General features: G+C 69.2%; 16 protein-coding genes. 9 read left to right on the top strand and 7 right to left on the bottom strand.

All coding sequences use genetic code 11. The features are described 5' to 3' along the window. The first annotated feature begins 18 nt into the window (after positions 1-18). Positions 19-1,143: a DNA integrity scanning diadenylate cyclase DisA gene (disA, locus tag ACIBJF_RS16440; RefSeq protein ID WP_228624253.1), complete on the top strand. Its 1,125-nt coding sequence runs from the start codon at positions 19-21 to the stop codon at positions 1,141-1,143. A 63-nt stretch (positions 1,144-1,206) separates the two neighbouring features. Here disA and ACIBJF_RS16435 read toward each other — a convergent pair whose 3' ends face one another. Next, on the bottom strand, positions 1,207-2,010 hold the full coding sequence (locus ACIBJF_RS16435; protein ID WP_399174372.1) for a hypothetical protein: 804 nt from the start codon (positions 2,008-2,010) through the stop codon (positions 1,207-1,209). A 180-nt stretch (positions 2,011-2,190) separates the two neighbouring features. Between ACIBJF_RS16435 and ACIBJF_RS16430 the strand changes: the two genes are divergently transcribed. From ACIBJF_RS16430 to cseC, 5 genes are all read left to right on the top strand, one after another. Next, positions 2,191-3,066 carry an A/G-specific adenine glycosylase gene (locus ACIBJF_RS16430; RefSeq protein WP_399174371.1) on the top strand — a complete coding sequence of 292 codons (876 nt, stop codon included), beginning with the start codon at positions 2,191-2,193 and terminating at the stop codon, positions 3,064-3,066. A 272-nt stretch (positions 3,067-3,338) separates the two neighbouring features. Continuing rightward, positions 3,339-3,878 (top strand): SigE family RNA polymerase sigma factor, encoded by a 540-nt coding sequence (locus ACIBJF_RS16425; RefSeq protein ID WP_030751823.1) that lies wholly within the window; start codon positions 3,339-3,341, stop codon positions 3,876-3,878. Beyond that, positions 3,866-4,516, top strand: coding sequence for a hypothetical protein (locus ACIBJF_RS16420; protein ID WP_399174370.1), 651 nt, complete (start codon positions 3,866-3,868; stop codon positions 4,514-4,516). Before ACIBJF_RS16425 ends, ACIBJF_RS16420 begins: the two co-directional genes overlap by 13 nt. A gap of 35 nt (positions 4,517-4,551) precedes the next feature. Next, positions 4,552-5,256 carry a two-component system response regulator CseB gene (cseB, locus tag ACIBJF_RS16415; protein WP_399174369.1) on the top strand — a complete coding sequence of 235 codons (705 nt, stop codon included), beginning with the start codon at positions 4,552-4,554 and terminating at the stop codon, positions 5,254-5,256. A 10-nt stretch (positions 5,257-5,266) separates the two neighbouring features. Beyond that, entirely contained in the window at positions 5,267-6,625 is a 1,359-nt protein-coding gene (cseC, locus tag ACIBJF_RS16410) for a two-component system sensor histidine kinase CseC (RefSeq protein ID WP_399174368.1), read from the top strand. A gap of 70 nt (positions 6,626-6,695) precedes the next feature. Here the strand turns inward: cseC and ACIBJF_RS16405 are convergent, their stop codons facing one another. Then, a complete protein-coding gene (locus tag ACIBJF_RS16405) occupies positions 6,696-6,917 on the bottom strand; it encodes a TetR-like C-terminal domain-containing protein (RefSeq protein ID WP_399174367.1) in 222 nt (73 codons plus the stop codon). Positions 6,918-6,980: 63 nt separating this feature from the next. Here ACIBJF_RS16405 and ACIBJF_RS16400 point away from each other — a divergent pair, with 63 nt between their 5' ends. Next, positions 6,981-7,262 carry an SDR family oxidoreductase gene (locus ACIBJF_RS16400; RefSeq protein ID WP_399174366.1) on the top strand — a complete coding sequence of 94 codons (282 nt, stop codon included), beginning with the start codon at positions 6,981-6,983 and terminating at the stop codon, positions 7,260-7,262. A gap of 49 nt (positions 7,263-7,311) precedes the next feature. Here ACIBJF_RS16400 and ACIBJF_RS16395 read toward each other — a convergent pair whose 3' ends face one another. The 3 genes from ACIBJF_RS16395 to ACIBJF_RS16385 all read right to left on the bottom strand — a co-directional run bounded on the left by ACIBJF_RS16395 (position 7,312) and on the right by ACIBJF_RS16385 (position 9,945). After that, the gene (locus ACIBJF_RS16395; protein ID WP_399174365.1) at positions 7,312-7,758 is read right to left on the bottom strand and encodes a VOC family protein; all 447 of its coding nucleotides are present in this window, start codon (positions 7,756-7,758) and stop codon (positions 7,312-7,314) included. After that, positions 7,755-8,261 (bottom strand): helix-turn-helix transcriptional regulator, encoded by a 507-nt coding sequence (locus ACIBJF_RS16390; protein ID WP_399174364.1) that lies wholly within the window; start codon positions 8,259-8,261, stop codon positions 7,755-7,757. Before ACIBJF_RS16390 ends, ACIBJF_RS16395 begins: the two co-directional genes overlap by 4 nt. A 103-nt stretch (positions 8,262-8,364) precedes the next feature. Then, on the bottom strand, positions 8,365-9,945 hold the full coding sequence (locus ACIBJF_RS16385; RefSeq protein ID WP_399174363.1) for an MDR family MFS transporter: 1,581 nt from the start codon (positions 9,943-9,945) through the stop codon (positions 8,365-8,367). 124 nt (positions 9,946-10,069) lie between these two features. On the opposite strand from ACIBJF_RS16385, the gene ACIBJF_RS16380 reads away from it, so the two are divergent. Continuing rightward, positions 10,070-10,669: a TetR/AcrR family transcriptional regulator gene (locus ACIBJF_RS16380; RefSeq protein WP_399174362.1), complete on the top strand. Its 600-nt coding sequence runs from the start codon at positions 10,070-10,072 to the stop codon at positions 10,667-10,669. 1 nt (position 10,670) lies between these two features. Here the strand turns inward: ACIBJF_RS16380 and ACIBJF_RS16375 are convergent, their stop codons facing one another. Further along, a complete protein-coding gene (locus ACIBJF_RS16375; protein ID WP_399174361.1) occupies positions 10,671-11,222 on the bottom strand; it encodes a M23 family metallopeptidase in 552 nt (183 codons plus the stop codon). Positions 11,223-11,606: 384 nt separating this feature from the next. On the opposite strand from ACIBJF_RS16375, the gene ACIBJF_RS16370 reads away from it, so the two are divergent. Further along, positions 11,607-12,224 carry an HAD family acid phosphatase gene (locus tag ACIBJF_RS16370; RefSeq protein ID WP_399174360.1) on the top strand — a complete coding sequence of 206 codons (618 nt, stop codon included), beginning with the start codon at positions 11,607-11,609 and terminating at the stop codon, positions 12,222-12,224. A gap of 79 nt (positions 12,225-12,303) precedes the next feature. Here the strand turns inward: ACIBJF_RS16370 and ACIBJF_RS16365 are convergent, their stop codons facing one another. Then, entirely contained in the window at positions 12,304-14,829 is a 2,526-nt protein-coding gene (locus ACIBJF_RS16365) for an ATP-dependent Clp protease ATP-binding subunit (RefSeq protein ID WP_208899532.1), read from the bottom strand. Positions 14,830-15,058: the final 229 nt, after the last annotated feature.

Here is a 15,058-nt window from a genome sequence, read left to right as displayed (position 1 = left end):
TGCGACCGGAGGAGTGCAGTGGCAGCCAACGACCGGGCAGCAGCTCCCGGAAAAATCGGTGGGAGTGCCGGTTCCGATGGCCTGATGCGCGCCTCCCTGAGCGCCGTGGCGCCTGGTACGGCCCTGCGTGACGGCCTCGAACGCGTGCTGCGCGGCAACACCGGCGGGCTGATCGTCCTCGGTTCCGACAAGACGGTCGAGGCGATGTGCACGGGCGGGTTCGTCCTGGACGTGGAGTTCACCGCCACCCGGCTGCGGGAGCTGTGCAAGCTGGACGGCGGCATCGTGCTGTCCTCGGACCTGTCGAAGATCCTGCGCGCGGGCGTGCAGCTGGTGCCGGACCCGACGATCCCGACGGAGGAGACGGGCACCCGGCACCGCACGGCGGACCGGGTCAGCAAGCAGGTCGGCTTCCCCGTGGTCTCCGTCTCCCAGTCCATGCGTCTGATCGCCCTCTACGTCGACGGTCAGCGGCGCGTCCTGGAGGACTCGGCGGCGATCCTCTCCCGCGCGAACCAGGCGCTGGCCACGCTGGAGCGGTACAAGCTGCGGCTGGACGAGGTGGCCGGCACGCTCTCGGCGCTGGAGATCGAGGACCTGGTGACGGTGCGGGACGTGTCCGCCGTCGCACAGCGCCTGGAGATGGTCCGGCGCATTGCCACCGAAATCGCCGAATATGTGGTTGAACTGGGCACGGACGGTCGTCTTCTCGCGCTCCAGCTGGAGGAGTTGATCGCCGGGGTCGAGCCCGACCGTGAGCTGGTCGTCCGGGACTATGTCCCCGAGCCGACCGCCAAGCGCTCCCGCACGGTCGAGGACGCCCTCTCCGAGCTGGACGCGCTGACCCACGCCGAGCTGATCGAGCTCGGCACGGTGGCGCGGGCGCTGGGCTACACGGGTTCGCCGGAGACCCTGGACTCGGCGGTCTCCCCGCGGGGCTTCCGGCTGCTGGCCAAGGTGCCGCGGCTGCCGGGCGCGATCATCGACCGGCTGGTGGAGCACTTCGGCGGCCTGCAGAAGCTGCTCGCCGCGAGCGTGGACGACCTGCAGACCGTGGACGGCGTGGGCGAGGCCCGGGCGAGGAGCGTCCGGGAAGGCCTGTCGCGCCTGGCCGAGTCCTCCATTCTGGAGCGGTACGTCTGAGTTTGGGCTGGGCGCCCCAACTCCTGTACGACTCCCCTCAAAAGGACGTGCGCGGCGGCCGGCTCAGTCGGCCGCCAGCACGAAGGACGCCTGCACCTTCCCGAACCCCGGTGCCTTCGCCTCCAGCAGGTAGGTGCCCGCCTTCGCCGACCCCGCGGCGGGCGTCGCACACTGCGGAGCGCTCGGCTTGCGGTCCCACTTCACGGTGTAGGTGATGCTCTGCCCCGCCGGCACCCGGAACACCAGGCTCCCCGCGCCCTTGGGACAGTCCGCCGACGACCAGAACGCGTGGCTGCCGTCCGCCGGGGTGATGCCCAACACCGCGTTCTTCGGCCCGAGATCGACCTTGCAGTCGGTGGACGAGCCGTTCTTCGCGGTGAGTTCGAAGGTTGGCGTCTGGTCCGGCGAGTAGGAGTTGTGCATGCTCCGCAGGCTCAACGTCACTGCGGAAGGGGAGCAGTTGGGCAGTGTGGAGGACGCCGGGAGCGTGTCGCCCGTACCGACGCTGCCGCCGGCGGAGCCCGAACCCGAGCCGCCGGCCGAGCCGCCACCGGACCCGGAGGAGCCGGCGGAGCCGCTGCCGCCCCCGGAACCGGAATCGCTCCCACCGGAGCCGCCGCCCGAATCGTCACGCCCGCCGGGGTGTTGGCTTATCGCGGGCCCGGACGAGGACGGCCCCGGCGTGATGGTGGGCGCCGGATTCTTGCCGTCGGAGCCGTTGGCGTTCTTCGTGCCGCCCCCGCCGCCGGCGGTGACGATCCACGTGATCAGCAGCGCCAACAGGGCGATCAGCGACAGCAGTACGACCCTCCTTCGCCAATAGATGGAGGAGGGAAGCGGCCCGACCGGATTGCGCAGAGATCCCACGGCGCAAACTGTACGAGAGAACGCCGTGCTTGCCTGTCCCACCCGCCGCGCGAACCCCAACTTTTCCGGATCATCATCTCGGCAACTGCCGTCACATCCAGGCTTCTTCCCCCTTCGCCACACTGAGTGACCGTGCCGTCACCCGTCCTGCGGGCCGAGCCGTGGCAGGATCGGAATGCCATGACTGAGAAGCTGCACACCCCCGTGATCGCCTGGTTCGACGCCCACGCCCGCGACCTCCCCTGGCGCCGCCCGGAGGCGGGCCCGTGGGGGGTGATGGTCAGCGAGTTCATGCTCCAGCAGACCCCGGTCAACCGGGTGCTGCCGGTCTACGAGCAGTGGCTGGCCCGCTGGCCGCGCCCCGCCGACCTCGCGAAGGAGGCGCCGGGCGAGGCGGTGCGCGCCTGGGGCCGGCTCGGCTATCCGCGCCGGGCCCTGCGGCTGCACGGCGCCGCGCTGGCCATAACGGAACGGCACGGCGGGGACGTGCCGACGGACCACGCGCAGCTGCTGGCGCTGCCTGGCATCGGCGAGTACACGGCCGCCGCGGTGGCCTCGTTCGCGTACGGGCAGCGGCATCCGGTGCTGGACACGAATGTGCGCCGGGTGTTCGCGCGGGCGGTGACGGGGGTGCAGTACCCGCCGAACGCGACCACGGCCGCCGAGCGCCGGCTCGCCCGTGAGCTGCTGCCCGAGGACGACAGGACGGCGGCGCGCTGGGCCGCGGCGTCCATGGAGCTGGGCGCGCTGGTGTGCACGGCGAAGAACGAGGGGTGCGGGCAGTGCCCGATCGCCGCGCAGTGCGCCTGGCGGCTGGCCGGCAAGCCGGAGCACGCGGGGCCGCCGCGCCGCGGACAGACGTACGCCGGTACGGACCGGCAGGTGCGCGGCAAGCTGCTCGCCGTACTGCGGGAGGCGCACGCGCCGGTGCCGCAGGGCGTGCTGGACCGGGTGTGGCACGAGCCGGTGCAGCGCGCCCGCGCGCTCGACGGGCTCGTCGCGGACGGTCTGGTGGAGCCGCTGCCGGGCGGTCTGTATCGGCTGCCGCTGGGCTGACGGACAGCCAAGTCACAGCCGCCGCACCTCTGTTACGCGGCGATTCAGCCGACAAAGGCCCCCATAAGGGGACATAACAGTCGCCTCCTTTACCCCGTTCCTACGGCTGTTACACAACCGACGGATAGCCGATTGCTAGCCGCAGGCTGGTTCGGACAGCGCCGTGACAACCACTCCCTAACTTCTTTTCCGTGCCCGGCAGACCACCGGGCACGGGGAACGCAGGACTTCAGGCACGGGCCGAAGTACACGGGGAACGGAGGCGGTTGATCATGGCGCAGGGCGAGGTGCTCGAGTTCGAGGAGTACGTCCGCACCCGGCAGGACGCGCTGCTGCGCAGCGCGCGCCGGCTGGTCCCGGACCCGGTCGACGCCCAGGACCTGCTGCAGACGGCACTGGTGCGGACGTACGGCCGCTGGGAGGGCATCGCCGACAAGCGGCTCGCCGACGCCTATCTGCGCCGGGTCATGATCAATACCCGTACGGAGTGGTGGCGGGCACGCAAGCTGGAGGAGGTCCCGACCGAGCAGCTGCCCGACGCGTCCGTGGACGACTCCACCGAGCAGCACGCCGACCGGGCCCTGCTGATGGACGTCATGAAAGTGCTCGCACCGAAACAGCGCAGTGTTGTAGTACTGCGACACTGGGAGCAGATGTCCACAGAGGAGACGGCCGCGGCCCTCGGCATGTCGGCCGGTACGGTCAAGAGCACGCTGCACCGGGCGCTCGCCCGGCTCCGCGAGGAGCTGGAGGCCCGCGATCTGGACGCACGCGCGCTGGAGCGTGAGGAGCGGGAGCGTTGCGCGGCCTGACCGGGGCCGGGCCCGAGCGGGCCCGAGGCAGTTCTCAGGCGGTGATCGCGGTGGGGGCCGCGCTCGCCGCCATCGCCCTTTTCGTCGCCGCGTGCGGCACCGGGGGCACCGGCACCCGGGACGAGGGCCCGGCGCACGCGTCGGCGGTCGCGGGAGCCGTCGCCTCCCCCACGCCCAGCCCGTCCCACACCTACCGCCGGGTCGACGCGGTCTCGCTGATCAAGCAGGACCCTGAGGTCTCCACGACGGTGAAGCGGGGTCTGAAGCCGTGCAGCGGCGACGACTACCCGGTCGACGTCACCTACGGCGATCTGACCCACGGATCCGTCAACGACGTCCTCGTCAACGTGATGACCTGCGGCGACTATGTGGGCGTCGGCACCTATGTGTACCGGGACGTCGGGGGCTCGTACAAGAATGTGTTCAAGGCGGAGGACTCGCCGGTCGTCGCGGAGATCGACGGCACCGAACTGACCGTGACCAAGCAGGTCTACGACTCGGACGACGCGGTGTCGAACCCGTCCAGGGAAACCGTGATCAAGTACGGGTGGAAAGCGGGCCGGTTCACCGAGCTGAACAGCCACGACACCTATTACAGCCAGGCCGGCGGCGATGCGGCCGCCGCGCCGGACAACTGACCCCCACGCACACCACGAGGACTGAGAGCACCGGGATGGCAGACCAGACCCACGTCCTGTTCGTCGAGGACGACGACGTCATCCGCGAGGCCACCCAGCTCGCGCTGGAGCGGGACGGCTTCGCGGTCACCGCCATGCCCGACGGCCTGTCGGGCCTGGAGGCGTTCCGGTCGAACCGCCCCGACATCGCCCTGCTGGACGTGATGGTCCCCGGCCTGGACGGCGTCAGCCTATGCCGTCGTATCCGGGACGAGTCGACCGTGCCGGTGATCATGCTGTCTGCGCGCGCCGACTCCATCGACGTCGTCCTCGGCCTGGAGGCGGGCGCCGACGACTATGTGACCAAGCCGTTCGACGGCGCCGTGCTGGTCGCGCGGATCCGGGCGGTGCTGCGCCGCTTCGGGCACGCGGGCGGCGGCGACCGGAGCGAGGCGGCCGAGGACACGGTGACCGGTGGCGTGCTCACCTTCGGGGACCTGGAGATCGACACCGAGGGCATGGAGGTGCGCCGGGCCGGGCAGCCGGTCGCGCTCACCCCGACCGAGATGCGGCTGCTGCTGGAGTTCTCCTCGGCGCCGGGCACCGTGCTCTCCCGGGACAAGCTGCTGGAGCGGGTCTGGGACTACGGCTGGGGCGGGGACACCCGGGTCGTCGACGTGCATGTGCAGCGGCTGCGCCAGAAGATCGGCCAGGACCGGATCGAGACGGTCCGCGGCTTCGGCTACAAGCTGAAGGCCTGAGCGGGGCGGCATGCGGGGGATTCTTCGGTACCCGGCCCGGCGCATGGAGCGCGCGGGCCTGCACACCGGTCTCAGATGGAAGCTCAGCGCGGCGATCGCGCTGGTGGCCGGCCTGGTGGCGATCGCGCTGAGCCTGGTCGTGCACAACGCCGCCCGGGTCTCGATGCTCGACAACGCACGCGACCTGGCCAACCAGCGCGTCCAGTACGCGCAGCGCAACTACGAGCTGAGCCGGCGGCCGAACTTCCCCAACATCAAGCTCGACGACCCCGAGCTGCCGGACTCGCTGCGCGAGAAGGTGGAGGGGGGCCGGAAGGCCAGCGACGTGATCGACCACGGCGGGGTGCCGGACATCTGGTCGGCCCTGCCGACCAAGGACGGACATGTGCTGTCCCTGCACACCCATATGCCGGACCGTTCCACCGATGTCATGAAGGACCTGGACCAGGCGCTGGTCATCGGCTCCGTCGCGGTCGTGCTCGGCGGCAGCGCGCTCGGCGTGCTGATCGGCGGGCAGCTGTCCCGGCGGCTGCGCAAGGCGGCGGCCGCCGCGAACCAGGTCGCCAAGGGCGAGACCGAGGTCCGGGTGCGGGAGGCCATCGGCGGGGTCGTACGGGACGAGACCGACGATCTGGCGCGCGCGGTGGACGCCATGGCGGACGCGCTGCAGCAGCGTCTGGAGGCCGAGCGGCGGGTCACCGCCGACATCGCGCACGAGCTGCGCACCCCCGTGACGGGCCTGCTCACGGCCGCCGAACTGCTGCCCCCCGGCCGTCCCACGGAACTGGTCCTGGACCGGGCGAAGGCGATGCGCACGCTCGTCGAGGACGTCCTGGAGGTGGCCCGCCTTGACGGCGCCTCAGAGCGGGCGGAGCTGCAGGACATCATGCTCGGCGAGTTCGTCGCCCGCCGCGTGGCCGCCAAGGACCCCGAGGTCGAGGTGCGGGTGGTGCACGAGTCGGAGGTCACCACCGACCCGCGCCGCCTGGAGCGGGTCCTGTTCAACCTGCTCGCCAACGCCGCCCGGCACGGCAGGCCGCCGATCGAGGTGACCGTCGAGGGCCGCGTCATCCGGGTCCGCGACCACGGTCCCGGCTTCCCCGAGGAACTGCTCGCCGAGGGACCGAGCCGCTTCCGCACGGGCAGCAAGGACCGCGCCGGTACGGGCCACGGGCTGGGCCTGACCATCGCGGCGGGCCAGGCCCGCGTCCTGGGCGCCCGGCTGACATTCCGCAACGTACGGCCCGCCGGCACCCCCGACGGCATCCCCGCGGAGGGCGCCGTGGCGGTGCTGTGGCTGCCGGAGCACGCACCGACCGCCACGGGCAGCCATCCGATGCTGCCGTTGCCGAAGCGCGCGGGAAACTGAGCGAGCGAACACAGCGGCCCCGCGAGCCGCGGAGGCGCGACGCCATGACGCGTCATGTCCCACGGCGCGCTCAGCGCAGCAGTGAGTCGGTGAGAAGTTCGGCGGCGGCCTCATCGAGCGGTGCGTGCCCCAGCAGGAACCGGTACCAGAAGAACCCGTAGAACTGATCGATCAGCAGGTCGACATCCCGGTCGGCGGACAACTCCCCCCGCCCCCGCCCCCGTTCGAGCACCGCTCGCACCGCCGCCCTGCGGGACTCGGTGAACTCCCTCATCAGCTGCGCCAGATGCACGTCACTGGCCGCCTCCGGGTCCGCAGGGCCGGCGCGGACGGCGGCCGCTGGGAGGCCTCTAAGGTGGCGACCGCCAGCTCGACGCTGGTGACCGCCGCCTCCGCTCGCGCCGCCCTGCCCGGTACCGCCGTCTCCCCCGGCGTCATCGACACCCCCTGGTGGGACGCCGTACCGGCCGAACAGCGCCAGGCCCTCTTCGACGGCTTCGCCGCGATCACCCCCGTCGGCCGCGTCGGCCGTCCGGAGGACATCGCCCGCGCGATCCACATGCTCACGGCCAACGACTTCGTGACGGGCGTGGTCCTGGAGGCGACGGGCGGCGCGACGCCGGCAACGGGGCGCTGACCGTCGCCCCTGAAGGGGCGCGGGCAACCCACCCCGAGCTACGAGGCGCTCAGCAGGCCCAGTCCTGCTCCAGGTCCAGCCCGCCCTCTCGCCGCTGCGTGAAGGAGAACCAGTTGCCGGAGTCGTCACGGAAGAGCGCCTCCGTGCCGTACGGCCGCTCCTGGGGCTCCTGCAGGAACTCCACCCCGCGGTCCTTGAGCCTCTTGTAGTCGCCGTGGATGTCGTCGGTCGCCAGCACACCCGCGCCGAGCGCCCCCTTGGCCACGAGCTTGCGCATCATCTCGGCGGACTGGGGGTCCATCGCGGGCGGCCCGGGCACCATGAGCGTCAGCTCCACGTCGGGCTGGCCGGGGGCGCCGACGGTGAGCCAGCGCATGCCGCCCTCCCCCATGGTCATGTCCGTACGGACCTCGAGACCGAGCTTCTCGGTGTAGAACTCCTTGGCCCGGTCCTGGTCCAGGACCCAGACGGTCGTGATGGCAAGCCCCTTGATCATGGATCTGCTCTCCTGTCGGCGGTGCTGACGGCGCTGGCGGTGCCGTCCGCCTCGGCGGACGTCCCTTCGTCACCGTAGGCAGGGCCGGCCCCGGAGCGCTTCTCCGATCTTGCGGTGCTGAATCCGCCGGCCCAGAGCATGGCGTAGCACCCGGGTATGAGAGAGGCCCCGCGCCCCACGTGCCGTGCGCGGTACTCGCTCGGGGTGAGCCCGGTGCGGGCCTTGAAGCGGGCGGAGAACGTGCCGAGGCTGCTGAATCCGACCAGGGTGCAGATCTCGGTCACGGTGAGGTTGGCACAGCGCAGCATCTCCTCGGCGCGCTCGATCCGCCGGTGGGTCAGATACTGGCCCGGCGTCTCGCCGTAGACGTCCTTGAAGGCCCGCAGGAAGTGATACCGCGAGTACCCGGCGCACGCCGCCACGGCGTCCAGATCGAGATCTGGGTCCGCCCAGTCCCGGTCCATGGCGTCCTTGGCCAGACGCAGCCGCCGCACCTTGTCCATGCAGCCGATGGTGACACGGGGCACTGACAACGGCACCGGCCGGCAAAAGGCGAAGACCCCCCGGGGCGGACACCGACCGGGGGGTCTTCGGTTCAGCTGCGACTCAGACGGCCTCGACGACCTGCACCGGAGCCACGTCCTCGCCGCTCTCCGCCGAAGGCTTCCCGCTCTTGAGCGGAACCTCCTTCACGAACAGCGCCGCGATCAGCACGATCACCGCGATCGCCGCGCCCAGCAGGAACGCCGAGTGCGTACCGGCGGACACCGCGTGCTGGTAGGCGTCCTTGATCGGCGCCGGCAGCATCTTCAGGTGCTTCGCGTCCAGCTGCGCGGACTTCTCGGTGACGCCCTTGCCCAGTGCACCGGCCCGCTCGGCCATGACGTGCTGGACGCGGTTGTTGAACAGCGCGCCCATGATGGCCACACCGAAGGAGGAGCCGAGCGTACGGAACAGGGTCGTGGACGAGGACGCGACGCCCATGTCCTTCATCTGCACGCTGTTCTGCGCCACCAGCATGGTGATCTGCATCAGGCAGCCCATGCCCAGACCCAGCACGGCCATGTAGATGCCCGAGGTCACCCGGGTCGTTCCCGTGTCCATCAAGGAGAGCAGATACAGACCGGCGATCATCAGCGCGCCGCCGACGATCGGGAAGATCTTGTAGCGGCCGCTGTTGGTGGTGACCCGGCCCGCGACCATCGAGGTCACGAGCATCGCGCCGAGCATCGGCAGGAGCAGCAGACCGGAGTTGGTCGCGGAGGCGCCCTGCACCGCCTGCTGGTAGAGCGGCAGGTAGAGCGTGGCGCCGAACATCACGAAGCCGGTGACGAAGCCGATGACGGACATCAGGGTGAAGTTGCGACTGCGGAACATGTGCAGCGGTACGACCGGCTCGACGGCCCTGGACTGCCACCAGACGAACCCGATCAGCGCGACGACGCCGATGCCGGTCAGCTCCATGATCCGCGCGGAGGTCCAGGCGTACTCGGTGCCGCCCCAGGTGGTGACCAGCACGATCGCGGTGATGCCGACGGTCAGCAGCGCGACACCCAGGTAGTCGATGCGCGCCTTGGCCCGCTTCTTGGGCAGGTGCAGCACGGCGCTGACCAGGGCCAGGGCCACGGCTCCGAGCGGCAGGTTGATGTAGAAGGACCAGCGCCAGCCCCAGTTGTCGGTGATGGTGCCGCCGACCAGCGGGCCGCCGATCATCGCCAGCGCCATGACGCCGGCCATCATGCCGGTGTACTTGCCGCGCTCGCGCGGCGGGATCAGATCGCCGATGATCGCCATGACGCCGACCATCAGACCGCCGGCGCCCAGGCCCTGGATGGCCCGGAAGCCGATGAGCTCGCCCATGTTCTGGGCCATGCCGCTGAGGGCCGAGCCGATCAGGAAGATCACGATCGAGGTGAGGAACGAGCCCTTGCGCCCGTACATGTCACCGAGCTTGCCCCAGATCGGGGTGGAGGCCGCAGTGGCCAGGGTGTAGCCGGTGACCACCCAGGACAGGTGCTCCAGGCCACCCAGCTCGCCCACGATCGTCGGCATCGCCGTGCCCACGATCATGTTGTCGAGCATCGCGAGCATCATCGCGATCATGAGTGCGAGCAGGACCACCCGCACGCTCTTGGGCTGTTTGCCCTCCGGTTCGCTTTCCAAGACGCTTTCGACTGTGTCCGCCATCTCTTCCCATTCCCCCTGCGGCGGCCACTTACTTGCCGCCCGGCTAGTTCAGTACACTAGGGAAAGTAGACCTGTCACTAGCCGGGCGTCAAGTAAGTTTCCGCGGGAGCCGAGGAGTACGAGGATGGGCGTCACCATGGACGGCACCAAGCACCAGCGCCGCGGCAACACCCGCCAGCGCATCCAGGACGTGGCGCTCGAACTCTTCGCGGAGCAGGGCTACGAGAAGACCTCCCTGCGCGAGATCGCCGAGCGTCTCGACGTCACGAAGGCGGCCCTGTACTACCACTTCAAGACGAAGGAAGAGATCATCGTCAGCCTCTTCCAGGATCTGACGAAACCGATCGAGGACCTGATCGAGTGGGGCCGCAGCCAGCCGCACACCCTGGCCACCAAGCAGGAGGTGGTACGGCGCTACAGCCGCGTGCTGGCCGACGCCGAACCGCTCTTCCGCTTCATGCACGACAACCAGGGCACGGTCCGGGACCTGCGCATCGGTGACGTCTTCAAGGACCGGATGCGCGATCTGCGGGACATCCTCATAGACCCGAAGGCCGAGCTCGTCGACCAGGTGCGCTCGGTCAGCGCGATGTTCACCCTGCACGCGGGGATGTTCCTGATGCAGGACCTCGAAGGCGACTTCGAGAAGAAGCGCACGGCGGTTCTCGAAGTCGCCCTGGACCTGATCGGCCAGGCGCACGAACACGCCCGGCGGCAGGACTGAATCAGACGGTGACGCCCTTGGCGCGCAGGAAGGCGACCGGGTCGACGGCGGAACCGTAGTTCGGGCTCTTGCGGATCTCGAAGTGCAGGTGCGGGCCGGAGGAGTTGCCGGTGGAGCCGGACCGGGCGATGTGCTGGCCCGTCTTGACGATCTGGCCGACCTTGACGTCGATCCGGGACAGGTGCGCGTACTGCGAGTAGGTGCCGTTGCCGTGCGAGATGACGACGGCGTTGCCGTACGCGGGGCCGTCACCGGCGCCGTTGGGGCCGGCCTTGACGACGGTGCCGCCGTGCGCGGCGACGACGTCGGTGCCGCTCGGCACGGCGAAGTCCTGGCCGCTGTGCTTGGCGACCCAGTGGCTGCCGGCCTGCGCGAAGCTCGCGGAGAGCGTGTACGACTTCACCGGGTGGACCCAGTCGGCCGCGGAGGGTGCGACGGCGCTCGCGACTCCGGTCCCCACAACGGCCGTGGCGCCGATTCCGGCGGCCAGGACGGCCACGCGGGTGCGGAGCGGGGACGTGCGGGAAGAACGGGACGTGACGCGCTGGAACATCTGAACCTCGTGGAGTCGGAGACAAATCCGCCACCCGGCGAACGGACGTCCCACCGAGCGGCCAATCCTTGGTAACCGAGCACCCGGTCCGCCCCAAAATGCCCTTTCTACGGCTCCCCGTAGTAGTAGACGGCCCCTTTAAGCCTGCTTTGGGTCCGCTTTACCTGTTTATCTGGCAGACCAATCCCACTATGAAGGCTAGTAAGGGATATATCGCCTGTGCCCTATATCACCGGCGGCCTCAATCGGCGATCCCGGAAATGTGACGCACACCTCTGGTCACCTACCGTTCAGTAACCCTACGGTTCCCCTCGCGCCACCCTCACCTCAGATCATGCTCCTGACATTTCAGGCTCGCGTACGAACGTGAGAGGACCCCCACCGATGACCAGACGCCCCTGGGCGCTCCGCATATCCGCCACCGCCGTCTCCGTGGCCGCCCTGGCCGCGATGGCCGCTCCGGCCCAGGCGGCGGACGACACGGCGACCACGAGCAGCGCCGGCGCCAAGGTGGACTACGCCACCTGGCAGAAGGACTGCCAGACCGTGATGGACCAGGCCCTGCCGTACCTGAAGGAGCGGATCGCCGACGCCGAGCCGGGCGAGAAGCAGGCGATCGTCTTCGACATCGACAACACCACGCTGGAGACCGACTTCGGCTTCAGCTACCCGCAGCCGGCGAACAAGCCGGTCCTGAACGTCGCGAAGTACGCCCAGGAGCACGGCGTCTCCCTGTTCTTCGTCACCGCCCGCCCGGGCATCATCTACCTGCCCACCGAGTACAACCTCGAACACGACGGCTACGACGTCTCCGGCCTCTATGTCCGCGGCCTGTTCGACCTGTTCAGGGATGTCGCCGCCTACAAGACCGCCCAGCGCGTCGACATCGAGAACAAGGGCTACACGATCATCGCGAACATCGGCAACAGCGCCACCGACCTTTCCGGCGGCCACGCCGAGAAGACCTTCAAACTGCCGGACTACAACGGCCAGTTGTCGTAAGCCACGGCTTTCGCGGGCATGGACAAGGGGCCGGTGCTGTGCAGCACCGGCCCCTTTGTTCGGCCATCGAGCCGGAGGCTTACGCCTCCTTGCTCAGGTTCGGTCCGGCACCGCCGGCCGCCTGCTCGATCGGCGGGACGTCGGGCAGCGCCGACTTCTCCTCACCGCGGAAGGTGAAGGTCTGGGACTCGCCCTCGCCCTCGGTGTCCACGACCACGATGTGACCGGGGCGCAGCTCGCCGAAGAGGATCTTCTCCGAGAGCGTGTCCTCGACCTCGCGCTGGATCGTGCGGCGCAGCGGACGCGCGCCCAGCACCGGGTCGTAGCCCTTCTTGGCCAGCAGCTCCTTGGCGGACTGGGAGAGCTCGATGCCCATGTCCCGGTCCTTCAGGCGCTCGTCCACCTTGCTGATCATCAGGTCGACGATCCGCAGGATGTCCGACTGCGTCAGCTGCGGGAAGACGACCACGTCGTCGACGCGGTTGAGGAACTCGGGACGGAAGTGCTGCTTGAGCTCGTCCGACACCTTGTTCTTCATGCGCTCGTAGTTGGTCTTCGTGTCACCCGCGGCGGCGAAGCCCAGGTTGAAGCCCTTGGAGATGTCCCGGGTGCCGAGGTTGGTCGTCATGATGATGACCGTGTTCTTGAAGTCCACGACCCGGCCCTGGGAGTCGGTCAGACGACCGTCCTCCAGGATCTGCAGCAGCGAGTTGAAGATGTCCGGGTGGGCCTTCTCGACCTCGTCGAAGAGGACGACCGAGAACGGCTTGCGGCGCACCTTCTCCGTCAGCTGACCGCCCTCTTCGTAGCCCACGTAACCGGGGGGCGAACCGAAGAGACGGGAGACCGTGTGCTTCTCGCTGAACTCCGACATGTCGAGGGAGATCAGCGCGTCCTCGTCACCGAAGAGGAACTCGGCGAGCGCCTTGGACAGTTCGGTCTTACCGACACCGGACGGGCCGGCGAAGATGAACGAACCACCCGGACGCTTCGGGTCCTTCAGACCGGCGCGCGTACGACGGATCGCCTTCGACAGCGCCTTGACGGCGTCGTTCTGGCCGATGACCCGCTTGTGGAGCTCGTCCTCCATGCGGAGCAGACGGGAGGACTCCTCCTCCGTGAGCTTGAACACCGGGATGCCCGTCGCCGTGGCGAGGACCTCGGCGATCAGCTCGCCGTCGACCTCGGCGACGACGTCCATGTCGCCGGCCTTCCACTCCTTCTCCCGCTTGGCCTTGGCGGCCAGGAGCTGCTTCTCCTTGTCGCGCAGGGAGGCGGCCTTCTCGAAGTCCTGCGAGTCGATCGCGGACTCCTTGTCCCGGCGGACGGCGGCGATCTTCTCGTCGAACTCGCGCAGGTCCGGCGGAGCGGTCATCCGGCGGATGCGCATCCGGGAACCGGCCTCGTCGATCAGGTCGATCGCCTTGTCCGGCAGGAAGCGGTCGGAGATGTACCGATCGGCCAGGGTGGCGGCCTGGACCAGAGCCTCGTCGGTGATGGAGACGCGGTGGTGCGCCTCGTACCGGTCGCGCAGGCCCTTGAGGATCTCGATCGTGTGCGGCAGGGACGGCTCGGCGACCTGGATGGGCTGGAAGCGGCGCTCCAGGGCCGCGTCCTTCTCCAGGTGCTTGCGGTACTCGTCCAGGGTGGTCGCACCGATGGTCTGCAGCTCACCGCGGGCCAGCATCGGCTTCAGGATGGAAGCCGCGTCGATGGCGCCCTCGGCGGCACCCGCACCGACCAGCGTGTGCAGCTCGTCGATGAACAGGATGATGTCGCCGCGGGTGCGGATCTCCTTGAGCACCTTCTTCAGGCGCTCCTCGAAGTCACCGCGGTAGCGGGAGCCGGCGACCAGGGCGCCGAGGTCCAGCGTGTAGAGGTGCTTGTCCTTCAGCGTCTCGGGCACCTCGCCCTTGACGATGGCCTGGGCGAGGCCCTCGACGACGGCGGTCTTGCCGACGCCGGGCTCACCGATCAGCACCGGGTTGTTCTTGGTACGGCGGGACAGCACCTGCATGACCCGCTCGATCTCCTTCTCGCGCCCGATGACCGGGTCGAGCTTGGACTCACGAGCGGCCTGGGTGAGGTTCCGGCCGAACTGGTCCAGGACGAGGGAGGTCGAGGGGGTGCCCTCGGCCGGTCCGCCGGCGGTGGCGGTCTCCTTGCCCTGGTAACCGGAGAGCAGCTGGATGACCTGCTGCCGCACCCGGTTGAGGTCTGCGCCCAGCTTGACCAGGACCTGGGCTGCGACGCCCTCGCCCTCGCGGATCAGGCCGAGCAGAATGTGCTCCGTGCCGATGTAGTTGTGGCCCAGCTGAAGAGCCTCGCGGAGCGACAGCTCCAGGACCTTCTTGGCACGGGGGGTGAAGGGGATGTGCCCGGACGGGGCCTGCTGGCCCTGGCCGATGATCTCCTCCACCTGCTGGCGGACCGCCTCAAGCGAAATGCCGAGGCTCTCCAGGGCCTTAGCGGCGACACCTTCGCCCTCGTGGATGAGACCCAGGAGGATGTGCTCGGTGCCGATGTAGTTGTGGTTGAGCATCCGGGCTTCTTCCTGAGCCAGGACGACAACCCGCCGCGCGCGGTCGGTGAACCTCTCGAACATCGTTAATCGCTCCTCAGAGCGGTCAGGCAGTGGGGGGAACTTCCCCTCTCTGTCCTTCCGCAGCTTAGTCCCGCAAGCGGGGACCGCTCATTCCAACTGCCGACACCGTCGATGGCCTCCTGACCGTGTGCGCCGACATCTGCTCCAACCCGATGGTGCGAGACGATGTTCCCGCAGGCCAGGCAGTTACCCCACTCGCCAGTACGCCGATGGCGAACGTGAGACGGCC

The sequence above is a fragment of the Streptomyces sp. NPDC050743 genome, from assembly GCF_044456925.1.
Classification (GTDB): domain Bacteria; phylum Actinomycetota; class Actinomycetes; order Streptomycetales; family Streptomycetaceae; genus Streptomyces.
The sequence above is the reverse complement of the archived record's forward strand: the minus strand, read 5'-3'. Positions and strand labels throughout refer to the sequence as shown.